At 67.5% G+C, this 13,979-nt stretch carries 12 protein-coding genes; 6 read left to right on the top strand and 6 right to left on the bottom strand.

The window, feature by feature from the left end:
* Positions 1-337: 337 nt before the first annotated feature.
* From HMPREF2924_RS30550 to ybaK, 3 genes are all read right to left on the bottom strand, one after another.
* On the bottom strand, positions 338-1,123 hold the full coding sequence (locus HMPREF2924_RS30550; RefSeq protein WP_003129994.1) for a PhzF family phenazine biosynthesis protein: 786 nt from the start codon (positions 1,121-1,123) through the stop codon (positions 338-340).
* 195 nt (positions 1,124-1,318) lie between these two features.
* Positions 1,319-2,803: a glycerol kinase GlpK gene (gene glpK, locus HMPREF2924_RS30545; protein ID WP_003092161.1), complete on the bottom strand. Its 1,485-nt coding sequence runs from the start codon at positions 2,801-2,803 to the stop codon at positions 1,319-1,321.
* Between the two features lie 63 nt (positions 2,804-2,866).
* On the bottom strand, positions 2,867-3,337 hold the full coding sequence (ybaK, locus tag HMPREF2924_RS30540) for a Cys-tRNA(Pro) deacylase (RefSeq protein WP_003092163.1): 471 nt from the start codon (positions 3,335-3,337) through the stop codon (positions 2,867-2,869).
* A gap of 264 nt (positions 3,338-3,601) precedes the next feature.
* On the opposite strand from ybaK, the gene glpF reads away from it, so the two are divergent.
* The 5 genes from glpF (at position 3,602) to HMPREF2924_RS30515 (ending at position 9,237) form a co-directional block, all read left to right on the top strand.
* Positions 3,602-4,441 carry a glycerol uptake facilitator protein GlpF gene (gene glpF / locus HMPREF2924_RS30535; protein WP_003092166.1) on the top strand — a complete coding sequence of 280 codons (840 nt, stop codon included), beginning with the start codon at positions 3,602-3,604 and terminating at the stop codon, positions 4,439-4,441.
* 39 nt (positions 4,442-4,480) lie between these two features.
* Positions 4,481-5,998, top strand: coding sequence for a glycerol kinase GlpK (glpK, locus tag HMPREF2924_RS30530; RefSeq protein WP_003092168.1), 1,518 nt, complete (start codon positions 4,481-4,483; stop codon positions 5,996-5,998).
* A 205-nt stretch (positions 5,999-6,203) separates the two neighbouring features.
* Positions 6,204-6,959, top strand: coding sequence for a DeoR/GlpR family transcriptional regulator (locus tag HMPREF2924_RS30525; RefSeq protein ID WP_003092173.1), 756 nt, complete (start codon positions 6,204-6,206; stop codon positions 6,957-6,959).
* Between the two features lie 277 nt (positions 6,960-7,236).
* Entirely contained in the window at positions 7,237-8,775 is a 1,539-nt protein-coding gene (gene glpD, locus HMPREF2924_RS30520) for a glycerol-3-phosphate dehydrogenase (RefSeq protein WP_003129991.1), read from the top strand.
* Between the two features lie 132 nt (positions 8,776-8,907).
* Positions 8,908-9,237: a GlpM family protein gene (locus tag HMPREF2924_RS30515; protein ID WP_003119370.1), complete on the top strand. Its 330-nt coding sequence runs from the start codon at positions 8,908-8,910 to the stop codon at positions 9,235-9,237.
* Positions 9,238-9,253: 16 nt separating this feature from the next.
* Here HMPREF2924_RS30515 and HMPREF2924_RS30510 read toward each other — a convergent pair whose 3' ends face one another.
* A complete protein-coding gene (locus HMPREF2924_RS30510; RefSeq protein ID WP_003098462.1) occupies positions 9,254-10,240 on the bottom strand; it encodes an alpha/beta fold hydrolase in 987 nt (328 codons plus the stop codon).
* A gap of 298 nt (positions 10,241-10,538) precedes the next feature.
* On the opposite strand from HMPREF2924_RS30510, the gene metR reads away from it, so the two are divergent.
* Positions 10,539-11,459, top strand: coding sequence for a transcriptional regulator MetR (metR, locus tag HMPREF2924_RS30505; RefSeq protein ID WP_003092181.1), 921 nt, complete (start codon positions 10,539-10,541; stop codon positions 11,457-11,459).
* A gap of 5 nt (positions 11,460-11,464) precedes the next feature.
* Here the strand turns inward: metR and HMPREF2924_RS30500 are convergent, their stop codons facing one another.
* Both HMPREF2924_RS30500 and HMPREF2924_RS30495 read right to left on the bottom strand, forming a co-directional pair.
* Complete coding sequence (locus tag HMPREF2924_RS30500; RefSeq protein WP_003129988.1) at positions 11,465-12,715, bottom strand: OprD family porin; 1,251 nt, start codon at positions 12,713-12,715, stop codon at positions 11,465-11,467.
* Positions 12,716-12,767: 52 nt separating this feature from the next.
* Complete coding sequence (locus HMPREF2924_RS30495) at positions 12,768-13,973, bottom strand: 3-oxoadipyl-CoA thiolase (protein WP_003092185.1); 1,206 nt, start codon at positions 13,971-13,973, stop codon at positions 12,768-12,770.
* Between the last annotated feature and the right edge of the window lie 6 nt (positions 13,974-13,979).

Below are 13,979 nucleotides of genomic sequence, written 5' to 3'. Positions count from 1 at the left end.
TAGGTGTTCCACCACCTGCGGCCCGCGTCTTTCCGCCCTCAAAAACAGAGGGCAGTGCCGTTCGTCCTGTCCCTGCGGGATGGATTTGCCGGCCCCTCCATCATCCTCCTACTGGGTTTTTATCCAATTCCCGGGCTTCTGAGAGAGCCTGCGGAAATGTCCGGGGGAGCTGTCCGGCGTTTCTAGGGCCTGTAGGGCGAATACCGCCACAGGCGGTATCCGCCGATACCCCGGATAAGCGGCGGATAACCGCAAGCAGTTATTCACCCTACGGATCAGGGCTTCGGTATGTGGAGGTCTGGCATGCACGAGGTCATCCCCCCTCCTGAAGCGCCCCTCAGCCCAATCGAATCCTTCCGCTCGCCACCAGCACCGCATGCCCGGCGATACTCACCCGCTCGCCCTCCAACCGGCACCACAGCTCGCCGCCGCGCGCCGAGCACTGCTGGGCGGTCAGCGACAGTTTGTTCAAGCGCTGGGCCCAGTAGGGAATCAGGCTGCAATGCGCGGAGCCAGTGACCGGGTCTTCGTCGACGCCCATCGCCGGGGCGAAGAAGCGCGAGACGAAATCCTTCTGCTGGCCCCGCGCGGTGACGATCACTCCACGCCAGGGCAGCCGCGCCAGGGCCGCGAAGTCGGGGCGACAGGCGCGCACCGCCTCTTCGGACTCGAGCAGCACCAGCAGCTTGTCGGTGGAGCCCAGCACGTCCACCGGCGGCAGGCCCAGGGCCTGCTCCAGCTCGACGGTGCTACCGACCTCGCTCGGATACTGCGCGGGGAAATCCAGGACCAGCCGCTCGTCCTCGCGGTTGACCCGCAGCGCACCGGAGCGCGAGATGAATTCCAGGCGCTCGCCCGGCTCGTCGTAGACCTCGAACAGTACGTGGGCCGCAGCCAGTGTGGCGTGGCCGCAGAGCGCCACCTCGACGCTCGGGGCGAACCAGCGGATCCGCCAGGCCTCGCCTTCACGAACGACGAAGGCGGTCTCGGAGAGGTTGTGCTCGGTCGCGATCATCTGCATCAGCTCGTCCGCCAGCCAGGCGTCGAGGCGATAGACCACGGCGGGATTGCCGCTGAACGGGCGGGAAGAAAACGCGTCGACCTGGTGGAACTCGAGCTGCATGGCAGACCTCCTGGGAACGATCGCCACAGCATGCCGCCGCAGGCTCCGGGATGGGCGATACAGTGCGATCTTTTCCGATCGTAACAGTGGGACTTCGCCCTGCCTTCGACCCATTGCCCGAGCGGGCGTTTGCGGCGACCTGCCGGCGTTGTGAAGCCGCCGGCAAAAACGCCGCCTTTTTCCGCGAAACGCCGCTCAGGCCTCGCTGCGCACCCGTCGCACCGCGTTCTGCCAGCCGGCGTAGAGTTCGCCGCGGCGCTCCTCGGCCATGTGTGCGGCGAAGCGGCGCTGCAGGTGCCAGTGGCTGGCGATGTCGTCCAGGTCGCGATAGAAGCCGGCCTTCAGCCCGGCCATGTAGGCCACGCCGAGGGCGGTGGTCTCGGTGACTTCCGGGCGCTCCACGGTGACGCCAAGGATGTCGGTGAGAAATTGCATCACCCAGTTGTTCACCACCATCCCGCCGTCCACCCGCAGCGCGCTGGGCGGCGTGCCGTCCTGGCGCATCGCTTCGAGCAGGTCGCGGGTCTGGTAGCAGACCGATTGCAGACCGGCGGTGACGATCTCCTTGATTCCGGTGTCGCGGGTCAGGCCGAAGATCGCGCCGCGCGCCTTCGGGTCCCAGTAGGGCGCGCCGAGGCCGGTAAAGGCCGGCACCAGGTAGACGCCGTTGGAGTCGCCGGCCTGGATCGCCAGGGCTTCGCTCTCGTGGGCGTGGTCGATCAGCTTGATGCCGTCGCGCAGCCATTGCACCGCGGCGCCGGCGACGAAGATGCTGCCCTCCACCGCGTAGCTGACCTTGCCGTCCAGACGGTAGCCGACCGTGGTAAGCAGGCGGTTCTTCGAGGTCACCGGCTGCTCGCCGGTGTTCTGGATCATGAAGCAGCCGGTGCCGTAGGTGCTCTTCACCATGCCCGGCTGGAAGCAGGCCTGGCCGATCAGCGCGGCCTGCTGGTCGCCGGCCATGCCCAGCACCGGGATCGCCGCGCCAAGCAGCGACGGCTCGCTGACGCCGAACTCCGCCGCGCAGTCGAGTACCTCCGGCAGCAGGCTGCGCGGGATCTCGAACAGCGCCAGCAATTCCTCGTCCCAGTCCTGGCTGTGGATGTTGAACAGCAGGGTGCGCGAAGCGTTGGTCGCGTCGGTGCGATGGGAGCGGCCGCCGGTCAGGCGCCAGAGCAGGAAGCAGTCGACGGTGCCGAAGCGCAGCTCGCCGCGTTCGGCGCGCTGGCGGGCGCCGGGCACGTTGTCGAGGATCCAGCGCAGCTTGGTGGCGGAGAAATACGGATCGATCAGCAGCCCGGTACGCGCGCTGACGTTCGCCTCGTGGCCGGCGGCCTTGAGTTCGGCACAGTAGTCGGCGGTACGACGATCCTGCCAGACGATGGCCGGGTGGATCAGGTCGCCGCTGGCGGCGTCCCAGACCAGCGTGGTCTCGCGCTGGTTGGTGATGCCGATGGCGGCGATGTCGGCCGCGCGCAAGCCCTTGCGGGCGAGCGCGTCGCGACAGACCTGGAGGGTGGTCAGCCAGATTTCCTCGCCGTCGTGCTCCACCCAGCCGTCCTTCGGGAAGTACTGCTTGAATTCCTGCTGGCAGCTCGCCACCGGCAAGCCCTGGGCACTGAACACGATGGCGCGGGAGCTGGTGGTGCCCTGGTCGATGGCGAGGAGATAGTGGGACATGGAAAACCTGACAGATTGAAAAGTAAGACGAATGCCGACCGCTAGGCCGGCGGGATTAGCGGCTCATTCGCGGCCGATGGCGGCGAACGAACCCTGGGTCAGCTGGGCCAGCACCTCGGCCGCCAGCTCCACTTCCAGCCCGCGCCGTCCTGCGCTGACATGGATGCTCGGGTACTGCCGCGCGCTTTCATCGATGAAGGTACGCAGGCGCTTCTTCTGCCCCAGCGGGCTGATCCCGCCCACCAGGTAGCCGGTGGCCCGCTGCGCCGCCTGCGGATCGGCCATGTCGGCCTTCTTCGCCCCCGCCGCATGGGCCAGGGCCTTCAGGTCGAGACTGCCGATCACCGGCACCACCGCCACCAGCAGCTCGCCCTTCTCCGTGGCGGCGAGCAGCGTCTTGAACACCCGCTGCGGGTCCAGACCGAGCTTTTCCGCGGCCTCCAGGCCATAGGAAGGTGCCTTGGGGTCGTGGCTGTAGCTGAGCACCTTGTGCTCGGCGCGGGCCTTTTTCAGCAGGTCGATGGCAGGGGTCATGGTCACTCCCGGAGAAGAACGTTGGCTGAAAACCGGCGCCTACCTTAAGCCATCGCCGCCCTTGCTGCACGGGCGCCGATGCCGCGGCCCGCGTGCCTCGGTAGCGATATTCGATTGGCCGCGAAAACGAAACCGGAGGGTCGTTTTTCGGACAAACGTTCATCTTCGCGCTTTGACAGCATTCCTTTGTGAATATATTTTTTCGAAACTGAACAATTTTCACGGCTGCCCGCCATAATTACAAGAACAGACAAGAGAGGCCCCATGACCACCGCCGCCCCGACCCCATCCCTGTTTGGCCAATGCCTGGCCGAGTTCCTCGGCACCGCCCTCCTCATCTTCTTCGGCACCGGTTGCGTCGCGGCCCTGAAGGTCGCCGGCGCCAGCTTCGGCCTGTGGGAAATCAGCATCATCTGGGGGGTCGGCGTGAGCATGGCGATCTACCTCAGCGCCGGCGTCTCCGGCGCCCACCTGAACCCGGCGGTGAGCATCGCGCTGTGGCTGTTCGCCGGCTTCGAGGGGCGCAAGCTGCCGTTCTACATCACCGCCCAGGTGGCCGGTGCGTTCTGCGCCGCAGCGCTGGTCTACACCCTCTACAGCAGCCTGTTCATCGAGTTCGAACAGGCGCAGAACATCGTCCGCGGCAGCCAGGACAGCCTGGCCCTGGCCTCGGTGTTCTCCACCTATCCGCACCCGGCGCTGTCGGTCGGCCAGGCGTTCCTCGTCGAAGTGGTGATCACGGCCATCCTCATGGCGGTGATCATGGCCCTTACCGACGACGGCAACGGCCTGCCGCGCGGTCCGTTGGCGCCGCTGCTGATCGGCCTGCTGATCGCCGTGATCGGTAGCGCCATGGGCCCGCTGACAGGTTTCGCGATGAACCCGGCGCGCGACTTCGGCCCCAAGCTGATGACCTACCTGGCCGGCTGGGGGCCCATCGCCTTCACCGGCGGCCGCGAGATTCCCTACTTCCTGGTGCCGATCTTCGCCCCGATCCTCGGTGCCTGCCTCGGCGCCGGCGGCTATCGTGTACTGATCGCGCGCCATCTGCCGAGCGCCGCGGCGCCCGCCGAAGCCGAGCCGGAGAAGGTTCGCGCTTCCTGACCGCCCGCTCTTTCCTGCCATAGCCACAAGGCCACAGCCATGACCGACAAGCACAACAAGAAATACGTCGTCGCCCTGGACCAGGGCACCACCAGCTCCCGCGCCATCGTCTTCGACCGCGATGCCAACGTGGTCAGCCAGGCCCAGCGCGAGTTCGCCCAGTTCTATCCGCAGGCCGGCTGGGTCGAGCACGACCCGATGGAAATCTGGGCCACGCAGAGTTCGACCCTGGTCGAGGCCCTCGCCCAGGCCAGCATCGAGCACGACCAGGTGGCCGCCATCGGTATCACCAACCAGCGCGAGACCACGGTGGTCTGGGACCGTCACAGCGGTCGGCCGATCCACAACGCCATCGTCTGGCAGTGCCGGCGCAGCGCGGCGATCTGCGCGCAGCTCAAGCGCGACGGGCTGGAAGACTACATCCGCGAAACCACCGGGCTGGTCACCGACCCGTACTTCTCCGGGACCAAGCTGAAGTGGATCCTCGACAACGTCGAAGGCGCCCGCGAACGCGCGCGCAACGGCGACCTGTTGTTCGGCACCATCGACACCTGGCTGATCTGGAAGCTCACCGAAGGCAAGGTCCACGTCACCGACTACACCAATGCCTCGCGGACCATGCTGTTCAACATCCACAGCCTCGACTGGGACGCACGGATGCTCGAGGTGCTCGACATTCCCCGCTCGATGCTGCCCGAGGTGCGCAACTCTTCGGAGGTCTACGGCAACGCCCGGATCGGCGGGGTCGGCGGCGGCGAGCTGCCGATCGCCGGGATCGCCGGCGACCAGCAGGCCGCCCTGTTCGGCCAGATGTGCGTGGAACCGGGCCAGGCGAAGAACACCTACGGCACCGGCTGCTTCCTGCTGATGCACACCGGCGACAAGGCGGTGAAGTCCACCCATGGCCTGCTCACCACCATCGCCTGCGGTCCGCGCGGCGAGGTCGGCTACGCCCTGGAGGGCGCGGTGTTCAACGGCGGCTCCACGGTGCAGTGGTTGCGCGACGAACTGAAGGTGATCAACGACTCCTTCGATTCCGAATACTTCGCCACCAAGGTCAAGGACAGCAACGGCGTCTACCTGGTACCGGCCTTCACCGGACTCGGCGCGCCCTATTGGGACCCCTATGCGCGCGGCGCAGTGTTCGGCCTGACCCGTGGAGTCAAGGCCGACCACCTGATCCGCGCCACCCTGGAATCCATCGCCTACCAGACCCGCGACGTGCTCGACGCCATGCAGCGCGATGCCGGCGAACGCCTGCGCGCTCTGCGCGTCGACGGCGGGGCGGTGGCCAACAACTTCCTCATGCAGTTCCAGGCCGACATCCTCGGCACCCGCGTGGAACGTCCGGTGATGCGCGAGACCACCGCCCTCGGCGCCGCCTACCTGGCCGGCCTGGCCTGCGGCTTCTGGAGCAGCCTCGACGAGCTGAAGAGCAAGGCGGTGATCGAGCGGGTGTTCGAGCCGGAGTGCGACGAGCCCCGGCGCGAAAAGCTCTATGCCGGCTGGAAGAAAGCAGTGGAGCGCACTCGCGGCTGGGACGACGGCGAACTGTGACGAACTGGCGCCATTCGTCCGCCGCGATGCGGCGAATGGCGTGTTCCCCGGCGCCGCTCTGGCATGCCCTGGGTAACGTTTGCGCGCGGCGGCCGGGTGCCGCCGCGGCGCCCTCTACGACTCATGCACGGCTGACAACGGCCCCCCGCGTGCGGCATTCTTGGCGACTTTCCAGGGTCCCGGCCCGGCAGCACGAGAACAACCCATGAACCTGCCCCCCCGACAGCAAAGCATCATCGAGGAGGTCCGCGAGCGCGGTTACCTGAGCATCGAGGAGATGGCGCAGATGTTCGCGGTCACCCCGCAGACCATCCGCCGCGACATCAACCAGCTCGCCGAACAGGGACTGCTGCGCCGCTACCACGGCGGTGCGGCCTACGATTCGAGCATCGAGAACACCGCCTACACCATGCGCGCCGACCAGATGCGCGACGAGAAGCAGCGCATCGCCGAAGCCGTGGCCAGCCTGGTGCCGGACAACGCCTCGCTGTTCATCAACATCGGCACCACCACCGAGGCCATCGCCCGCGCCCTGCTCAACCACCGCAATCTGAAGATCATCACCAACAACCTGCACGTGGCCGCCACCCTCAGCGCCAAGGAAGACTTCGAAGTGCTGGTCGCCGGCGGCACCGTACGCAGCGACGGCGGCATCGTCGGCCAGGCCGCGGTGGACTTCATCCAGCAGTTCCGCGTCGACTTCGCCCTGGTCGGCATCAGCGGCATCGACGAGGATGGCAGCCTGCTCGACTTCGACTACCAGGAAGTGCGCGTATCCCAGGCGATCATCGACAACGCGCGGCAAGTGTTCCTGGCCGCCGACTCGAGCAAGTTCGGGCGCAACGCGGTGGTCCGCCTGGGACCGATCTCGCTGGTCAACCGGGTCATCAGCGACAGCCCGCCGCCCGCCGCCATCGCCCGCCTGATGGCACAGCACAAGGTTCACCTGGACCTGGTCTGAGGCATTTCCCCTGCCACGGCGCCGTTCGGCGCCGTGAATGTTCGTTTCAGAAAAACCACCTGCCGCCCCCATCCATGCGCCGCGATCCTCGGCGGCCGCTTTCCCGCATGCGGAAGAGGGGCTGTTCCCGCGCGGACGGGCAAACCGGTAGCGCCCGGGCAACCCTTCGAAATTGAAAAAGCCTGGTGAATCGGGCTGGTCAATAACTGCGCAATCGACTAAGCTATTTTCGAATTCGAACAAAACTACGTTCACTTTCGACTTCAGGGCCTTTCACATGAGTCAAGCGCACACCCCCTCCGCTCCACTCGCCGAAGTCTACGATGTCGCCGTGGTCGGCGGTGGCATCAACGGTGTAGGGATCGCCGCCGACGCAGCCGGGCGCGGCCTGTCCGTGTTCCTTTGCGAACAGCACGACCTGGCCCAGCACACCTCCTCGGCCAGCAGCAAGCTGATCCACGGCGGCCTGCGCTACCTCGAACACTACGAATTCCGCCTGGTCCGCGAAGCCCTGGCCGAGCGCGAGGTCCTGCTGGCCAAGGCGCCGCACATCGTCAAGCCGCTGCGCTTCGTCCTGCCGCACCGTCCGCACCTGCGCCCGGCCTGGATGATCCGCGCCGGCCTGTTCCTCTACGATCACCTCGGCAAGCGCGAGAAGCTTCCCGCCTCGCGCGGCCTGCGCTTCACCGGCAGCAGCCCGCTGAAGGCCGAGATCCGCCGTGGCTTCGAGTACTCCGACTGCGCGGTGGACGATGCGCGCCTGGTGGTGCTCAACGCGATCTCCGCCCGCGAGCACGGCGCCCACGTCCATACCCGCACCCGCTGCGTCAGCGCCCGTCGCAGCAAGGGACTCTGGCACCTGCACCTGGAGCGCAGCGACGGCAGCCTGTATTCGATCCGCGCCCGCGCCCTGGTGAACGCCGCCGGCCCCTGGGTGGCGCGCTTCATCCAGGACGACCTGAAACAGAAGTCGCCCTACGGTATCCGCCTGATCCAGGGCAGCCACATCATCGTGCCGAAGCTGTACGAAGGCGAGCACGCCTACATCCTGCAGAACGAAGACCGCCGCATCGTCTTCGCCATCCCCTATCTGGACCGTTTCACCATGATCGGCACCACCGATCGCGAGTACCAGGGCGACCCGGCCAAGGTGGCGATCAGCGAAGAGGAAACCGCCTACCTGCTGCAAGTGGTGAACGCCCACTTCAAGCAGCAACTCGCGGCCGCCGACATCCTGCACAGCTTCGCCGGCGTGCGTCCGCTGTGCGACGACGAGTCCGACGAGCCTTCGGCGATCACCCGCGACTACACCCTGTCGCTCTCCGCCGGCAACGGCGAGCCGCCGCTGCTCTCGGTGTTCGGCGGCAAGCTGACCACCTACCGCAAGCTGGCCGAATCGGCGCTGGCGCAGCTCCAGCCGTTCTTCGCCAATCTCGGCCCGACCTGGACCGCCAAGGCACCGCTGCCGGGCGGCGAGCAGATGCAGAGCGTCGAGGCGCTCACCGAGCAACTGGCCAACCGCTACGCCTGGCTCGACCGCGAACTGGCGCTGCGCTGGGCGCGCACCTACGGCACCCGGGTGTGGCGCCTGCTGGACGGGGTCAATGGCGAAGCCGATCTCGGCGAGCACCTGGGCGGCGGCCTGTATGCCCGCGAAGTGGACTACCTGTGCAAGCACGAGTGGGCCCAGGACGCCGAGGACATCCTCTGGCGCCGCAGCAAGCTCGGCCTGTTCCTCTCGCCGAGCCAGCAGGTGCGCCTCGGCCAGTACCTGCAGAGCGAGCATCCGCATCGCCCGCGGGTGCATGCGGCCTGATCGCCAGCCAGAAACGTCGAGGCCCGCTTTTGCGGGCCTCGTTCGTTATGGAAGGGTACGGGACGATCCGGGCATAATGCGCGACGCCACCAAGCCGGTGGCGCCGCCGCAGTCGAGAATCCCGTGGACCTGATGTTCAAGGCGCTGATCGGCGCCGCCGTGGTCGTGCTCCTCGCCGTCCTGTCGAAGACCCGCAACTACTACATCGCCGGCCTGGTGCCGCTGTTTCCCACCTTCGCCCTGATTGCCCACTACATCGTCGGCAAGGGCCGTTCGCTGGACGACCTGAAGACCACCATCGTCTTCGGCATGTGGTCGATCATCCCCTACTTCGTCTATCTCGCCGCGCTCTACCTGCTGGTCGAGCGCTTCCGCCTGGAGACCTCGCTGGCCCTGGCGGCGCTGGCCTGGCTGGTGGCGGCAAGCGTGCTGGTGGGCCTCTGGGTACGCCTGCACGCCTGAGACCGCGAGCGCGGCTTCAGAGCTGGACGACGCTGGCCTGCCGATGGGCCTTCAGGTAAGGCACCACCGCCGCCAGCAACGGCTCCTTGAAGGCTTCCTGGAAGCGATGGGCGAGACCGGGGATCAGCTTCAGCTCCGAGCCACGGATATGCGCCGCCACGTGCACGCCGTGCATCACCGGCAGCAGCGGATCGGCGGTGCCATGGATCACCAGGGTCGGCACCTGCAGACGGTTCAGCAGCGGCACCCGGCTGGGTTCGGCGAGGATTGCCAGCAATTGCCGCTGCACGCCTTCCGGGTTGAACGCGCGGTCGTAGGAACGTGCGGCCTGCAACAGGAGCTGCTGGCGATCGTCGCGCACTTCCGGGCTGCCCAGCGCCGCCAGCAGGTCGGCCTGCTGCTCGACCGCCTGCTCGCGGCTGGCCGCCTCGCGCCGCGCCAGCAGGCGCAGCAGCGACTCGCTGGGCGCCGGCAGGCCTTCGGCGCCGGAGCTGGTCATCACCAGGGTCAGGCTGAGCAGGCGCTGCGGCGCCATGTCGGCGATGTGCTGGGCGATCATCCCGCCCATGCTGGCGCCGAGCACATGGGCCTGGGGGATATCCAGCGCGTCGAGCAGATGCAGGGCATCGCCGGCCATGTCGGTGAGGGTATAGGGCGCGCTGACCGGCAGGCCGAGGCGATAACGCACCACTTCGTAGGTCAGCCGCGAGCTGGGCACCGGCACGTTCCAGGCCGACAGGCCGACGTCGCGGTTGTCGTAGCGGATCACCCGGAAGCCTTGCTCGCACAGGGCGCTGACCACCTCGTCCGGCCAGTGGATCAGTTGCCCGCCCAGGCCCATCACCAGCAGCAGGGCCGGATCGCTGTCGCGGCCGATGCTCTGGTAGGCCAGGCGCACGTCGCCCAGTTCGACCGTCTCGGTAGGTACGCGTGCGTCGCAACGCGCCGCCGCAAAGGAGGAGAGGCTGCACAACAAGGCGGCCAGGAAGATGAAAGCACGCATGAAGAAAACCCAGAACGCAAAACCCCAGTGGAGCGCGATTCTGATTAAATTTCGTCCAGCGCGCTGCCACAGTAGCGTGACAGTTTGATGAATGCCGCCAGGCGGTCGTGGCGTTGTGGCTCTGCGGCGTTGCGCCGCTGCTCCGGGCCGCCGTCCCGTGTGCCGGGCTATTCTCCCCGTCGCTCCACGATCGCGCGCTCTGCGGGATCGAGGCCATCGCTTGTCGACAGCCCCTGGCGTATGAGACAAACTCAACGAATCCGCACCGCTATCAAGTTTTGCTCATACAGAGGCCGCCATGCTCGAACTTCGCCACCTCAAGACCCTGCACGCGCTGCGCGAAGCCGACAGCCTGGTGGAAGCCGCCGAGCGCCTGCACCTTACCCAGTCGGCGCTGTCGCACCAGTTCAAGGAACTGGAAGAGCGCCTGGGCATGCAGTTGTTCGTGCGCAAGACCAAGCCGGTACGCTTCACCAGCGCCGGGCTGCGCCTGCTGCAACTGGCCGACTCGCTGCTGCCCCAACTGCGCACCGCCGAGCGCGACCTGGCGCGGCTCGCCGGCGGTACCGCCGGACGCCTGCACATGGCCATCGAATGCCACAGTTGCTTCCAGTGGCTGATGCCGACCATCGACCAGTTCCGCGACGCCTGGCCGGAAGTCGAACTGGACCTGGCCTCGGGCTTCTCCTTCGCGCCGCTGCCGGCCCTGGCCCGCGGCGACCTCGACCTGGTGGTGACCGCCGACCCGGTCGAGTTGCCCGGCATCACCTACGTGCCACTGTTCACCTACGAAGCGCTGCTGGCGGTGGCCAACCAGCATGCCCTGGCTGGTCGACCGTACGTCGTCCCGGAGGACCTGGAGCGGGAAACCCTGATCACCTATCCGGTGGAACGCGATCGTCTCGACGTCTTCACCCGCTTCCTCGACCCCGCCGACGTGGAGCCGGCGCAGGTGCGCATAGCCGAGCTGACCGTGATGATGATGCAGCTGGTGGCCTCCGGTCGCGGCGTCTGCTGCCTGCCGAACTGGGCCCTGCACGAGTACAGCTCGCGCGGCTACGTGACGGCCCGGCGCCTCGGTGAAAAGGGCCTGTACTGCACGCTCTTCGCCGCCATCCGCACGGACATGTTCGATGCGCCATTCATGCGCGACTTCCTGCTCACCGCCAAGGACACCTCCTTCGCCACCCTCGAAGGGGTCAGCGCCGCCAAGGGCTGAGCGGCTCAGAACAGCGGCAGCTCATAGGTCAGGTACAGGCGGTTCTCGTCGATGTCGCGGCTGAAGGCCGAACGGTAGGTAGCGTTGCGCCAGACCAGCCCCAGTCCCTTCAGCGGACCGCCCTGCAACACGTAGCGCAGGTCGCTGTCGCGTTCCCACTCGCGACTGCCGTCGGCGCCCTTCGGTTTCGCGCCGTGGCCGCTGAAATAGCGCGTCATCAGGCTCAGGCCGGGCACCCCGAGCGGCGCGAAGTCGCAGTCGTAGCGCAGTTGCCAGGAGGACTCGCCAGCCTCGGCGAAGTCGTTGTACTGGCCGAAATTGACCAGGTACGGATCGGTCCCCTCCAGGTAAGGGAAACCGTGGTCGCCGCTCATCCGCTGGTAGCCCAGGCCGAAGGCCTGGCCGTTGCGCAGGCGGTAGGTGAGCGACCCGCTGAAGGAACGGTTGTCGATGCGCCCGCCGCGAGCGCCGCCGGTATCCCGGCTGAGCGCCAGGCGCAAGTCGCTCTCCAGGCTATCCGCGGCGACGCCGATGCGCCCCTTGAGACCGAGGAAATGCTGGGCGTAGACCTGCTCCAGTTCGCCATAGTGGTAGCTGCCGGTCCAGTCCGGGGTGATACGGTAGTCCAGGCCAGCCAGGTCGAAACGGTCCGCCTGCGCCGCGCCGGCGAAACGCCGGTTGCGGTTGAACAGCGCCAGGTCGCTGGTGCCCGCCTCGTTGCGCTGGCTGACCTCGGTCAGCCGTCCCAGGTTCAGGCTCAGTCCGCTCAGTTCGCCGGAAGTCAGCAGCGCGCCCTGGAACACCTGGGGGAATAGCCGCCCGTAGTTGGGCTGGATGGTCGGTAGCTTCGGCACCAGGCCGCCGACCTTCAGCTCGCTGCGCGACAGGCGCAGCTTGGCGGTCGCGTCCAGCCGCGCGTAGTCGCCCGCCGCGCTGCCATCGTCGCGAAGCGGAAGCAGGCCGGTGCCGCTACGCCCCGCGCCGGAATCGAGCCGGACGCCGAGCTTGCCCAGCAGGTCGAGACCCACGCCGAGGGTGCCCTTGGTATAGCCCGAGCGGTAGTCGAAGAGAAAGCCCTGGGCCCACTCCTCGCTTTTCGCACGCCCCACGCCATCGCGGAAGTCGCGGTTCATGTAGAAGTTGCGCAAGGCCAGGCTGGCCCGCGAGTCTTCGAGGAAGCCCTCGGCCAGGGCGGGAACGCTATCGCCGGCAAGGATCGGCAGCAGGAAAAACGCGCATTTCTTGTTGTTGTTCATACGCACTCCGAACGGGCGCCTGGGCGCCTCTTTTTCTAGGGGGAACGGTGTCTCATCGGCAGCGCTCGATCACCATCGCCACGCCCTGGCCGAGCCCGACGCACAGGCTGACCACCGCGTAGCGCCGCTCGATGCGTTGCAGCCCGCGGGCGGCGGTGAGCACCAGGCGCGCACCGGAGGCGCCGAGCGGATGGCCGAGGGCGATGGCGCCGCCATGGGGATTGACCCGCGGGTCCTCGTAGTCCAGGCCGAGCAACTTCAGGCAGGCCAGGACTTGCGGCGCGAAGGCTTCGTTGATCTCGATCAGGCCGACCTCGTCCAGGTCGATGCCGGCGCGTTGCAGCGCGCGGAGGATCGCCTGCTGCGGGCCGATGCCCATCAGCCGGGGCTCGACGCCGACGCTGGCGCTGGCGAGAATCCGCGCCAGCGGCCGGATGTCCTCGCGCTCGCCGATCGCGCGGTCGCCCAGCAGCACTACCGCCGCCCCGTCGTTGATCCCCGAGGCATTGCCGGCGGTCACTACCCCGCCGGCGAACAACGCCGGCAAGCGCGCCAGGGCCGCCAGGTCGGCCTGCGGCCGCGGATGCTCGTCGCGCTCCACCAGCCGCGTCTCGCCCTTGCGTCCGGCACGCACCTCCACCGGAAGGATCTCGCCGAGGAAAAAGCCCTCCTCCAGCGCAGCCTGGTAGCGCGCCTGGGAAGAAGCGGCGAAACGGTCGGCGTCCTCGCGGGCGATGCCGAAGGCGCGGGCCACGTTGTCGCCGGTCTCCGGCATGCTGTCGTTGCCATAGCGCTCGACCAGCCTGGGGTTGGCGAAGCGCGCGCCGATGGTGCTGTCGAAGACCTCCAGCGTGCGGCTGAAGGCGCTCTCCGCCTTGGCCATGACGAACGGCGCCCGGGACATGCTTTCGGCGCCGCCGGCCAGGTACAGCCGGCCCTCGCCGCAACTGATCGCGCGCGCCGCGTCGATCACCGCCGACAGTCCGCTGGCACACAAGCGGTTGACCGTCTGCCCGGGCAGCCGCGCCGGCAGGCCGGCTGCGAGCAGCGCGTTGCGCGCCAGGTTGCGGCTGTCTTCGCCAGCCTGGTTGGTGCAACCGAGGATCACATCCTCCAGGTCGTCGACGGCGAACCCGGAGGTTTCCGCGAGACGCGCCAGCAGCAGGCCGGCCAGGTCGTCCGGACGCACCGTCGAGAGTGCACCGGCATGCCGGCCGAAAGGCGTACGCAGGCCGGCGTAGATATAGGCATCGAGCATGGTGTG

Origin of the sequence: Pseudomonas sp. HMSC063H08, from assembly GCF_001813645.1 — a bacterium.
In the GTDB taxonomy this organism is placed as follows: Bacteria; Pseudomonadota; Gammaproteobacteria; order Pseudomonadales; family Pseudomonadaceae; genus Pseudomonas; species Pseudomonas aeruginosa.
The sequence above is the reverse complement of the archived record's forward strand: the minus strand, read 5'-3'. Positions and strand labels throughout refer to the sequence as shown.

Excerpts from the sequence above, each read along its gene's own strand:
- HMPREF2924_RS30500 (WP_003129988.1), bottom strand. The coding sequence starts at position 12,715 with ATGAACAACAACAAGAAATGCGCGTTTTTCCTGCTGCCGATCCTTGCC.
- HMPREF2924_RS30515 (WP_003119370.1), top strand. The coding sequence starts at position 8,908 with ATGTTCAAGGCGCTGATCGGCGCCGCCGTGGTCGTGCTCCTCGCCGTC.
- glpD (WP_003129991.1), top strand. The coding sequence starts at position 7,237 with ATGAGTCAAGCGCACACCCCCTCCGCTCCACTCGCCGAAGTCTACGAT.
- glpF (WP_003092166.1), top strand. The coding sequence starts at position 3,602 with ATGACCACCGCCGCCCCGACCCCATCCCTGTTTGGCCAATGCCTGGCC.
- ybaK (WP_003092163.1), bottom strand. The coding sequence starts at position 3,337 with ATGACCCCTGCCATCGACCTGCTGAAAAAGGCCCGCGCCGAGCACAAG.
- glpK (WP_003092161.1), bottom strand. The coding sequence starts at position 2,803 with ATGTCCCACTATCTCCTCGCCATCGACCAGGGCACCACCAGCTCCCGC.
- HMPREF2924_RS30495 (WP_003092185.1), bottom strand. The coding sequence starts at position 13,973 with ATGCTCGATGCCTATATCTACGCCGGCCTGCGTACGCCTTTCGGCCGG.
- glpK (WP_003092168.1), top strand. The coding sequence starts at position 4,481 with ATGACCGACAAGCACAACAAGAAATACGTCGTCGCCCTGGACCAGGGC.
- HMPREF2924_RS30550 (WP_003129994.1), bottom strand. The coding sequence starts at position 1,123 with ATGCAGCTCGAGTTCCACCAGGTCGACGCGTTTTCTTCCCGCCCGTTC.
- HMPREF2924_RS30510 (WP_003098462.1), bottom strand. The coding sequence starts at position 10,240 with ATGCGTGCTTTCATCTTCCTGGCCGCCTTGTTGTGCAGCCTCTCCTCC.
- HMPREF2924_RS30525 (WP_003092173.1), top strand. The coding sequence starts at position 6,204 with ATGAACCTGCCCCCCCGACAGCAAAGCATCATCGAGGAGGTCCGCGAG.
- metR (WP_003092181.1), top strand. The coding sequence starts at position 10,539 with ATGCTCGAACTTCGCCACCTCAAGACCCTGCACGCGCTGCGCGAAGCC.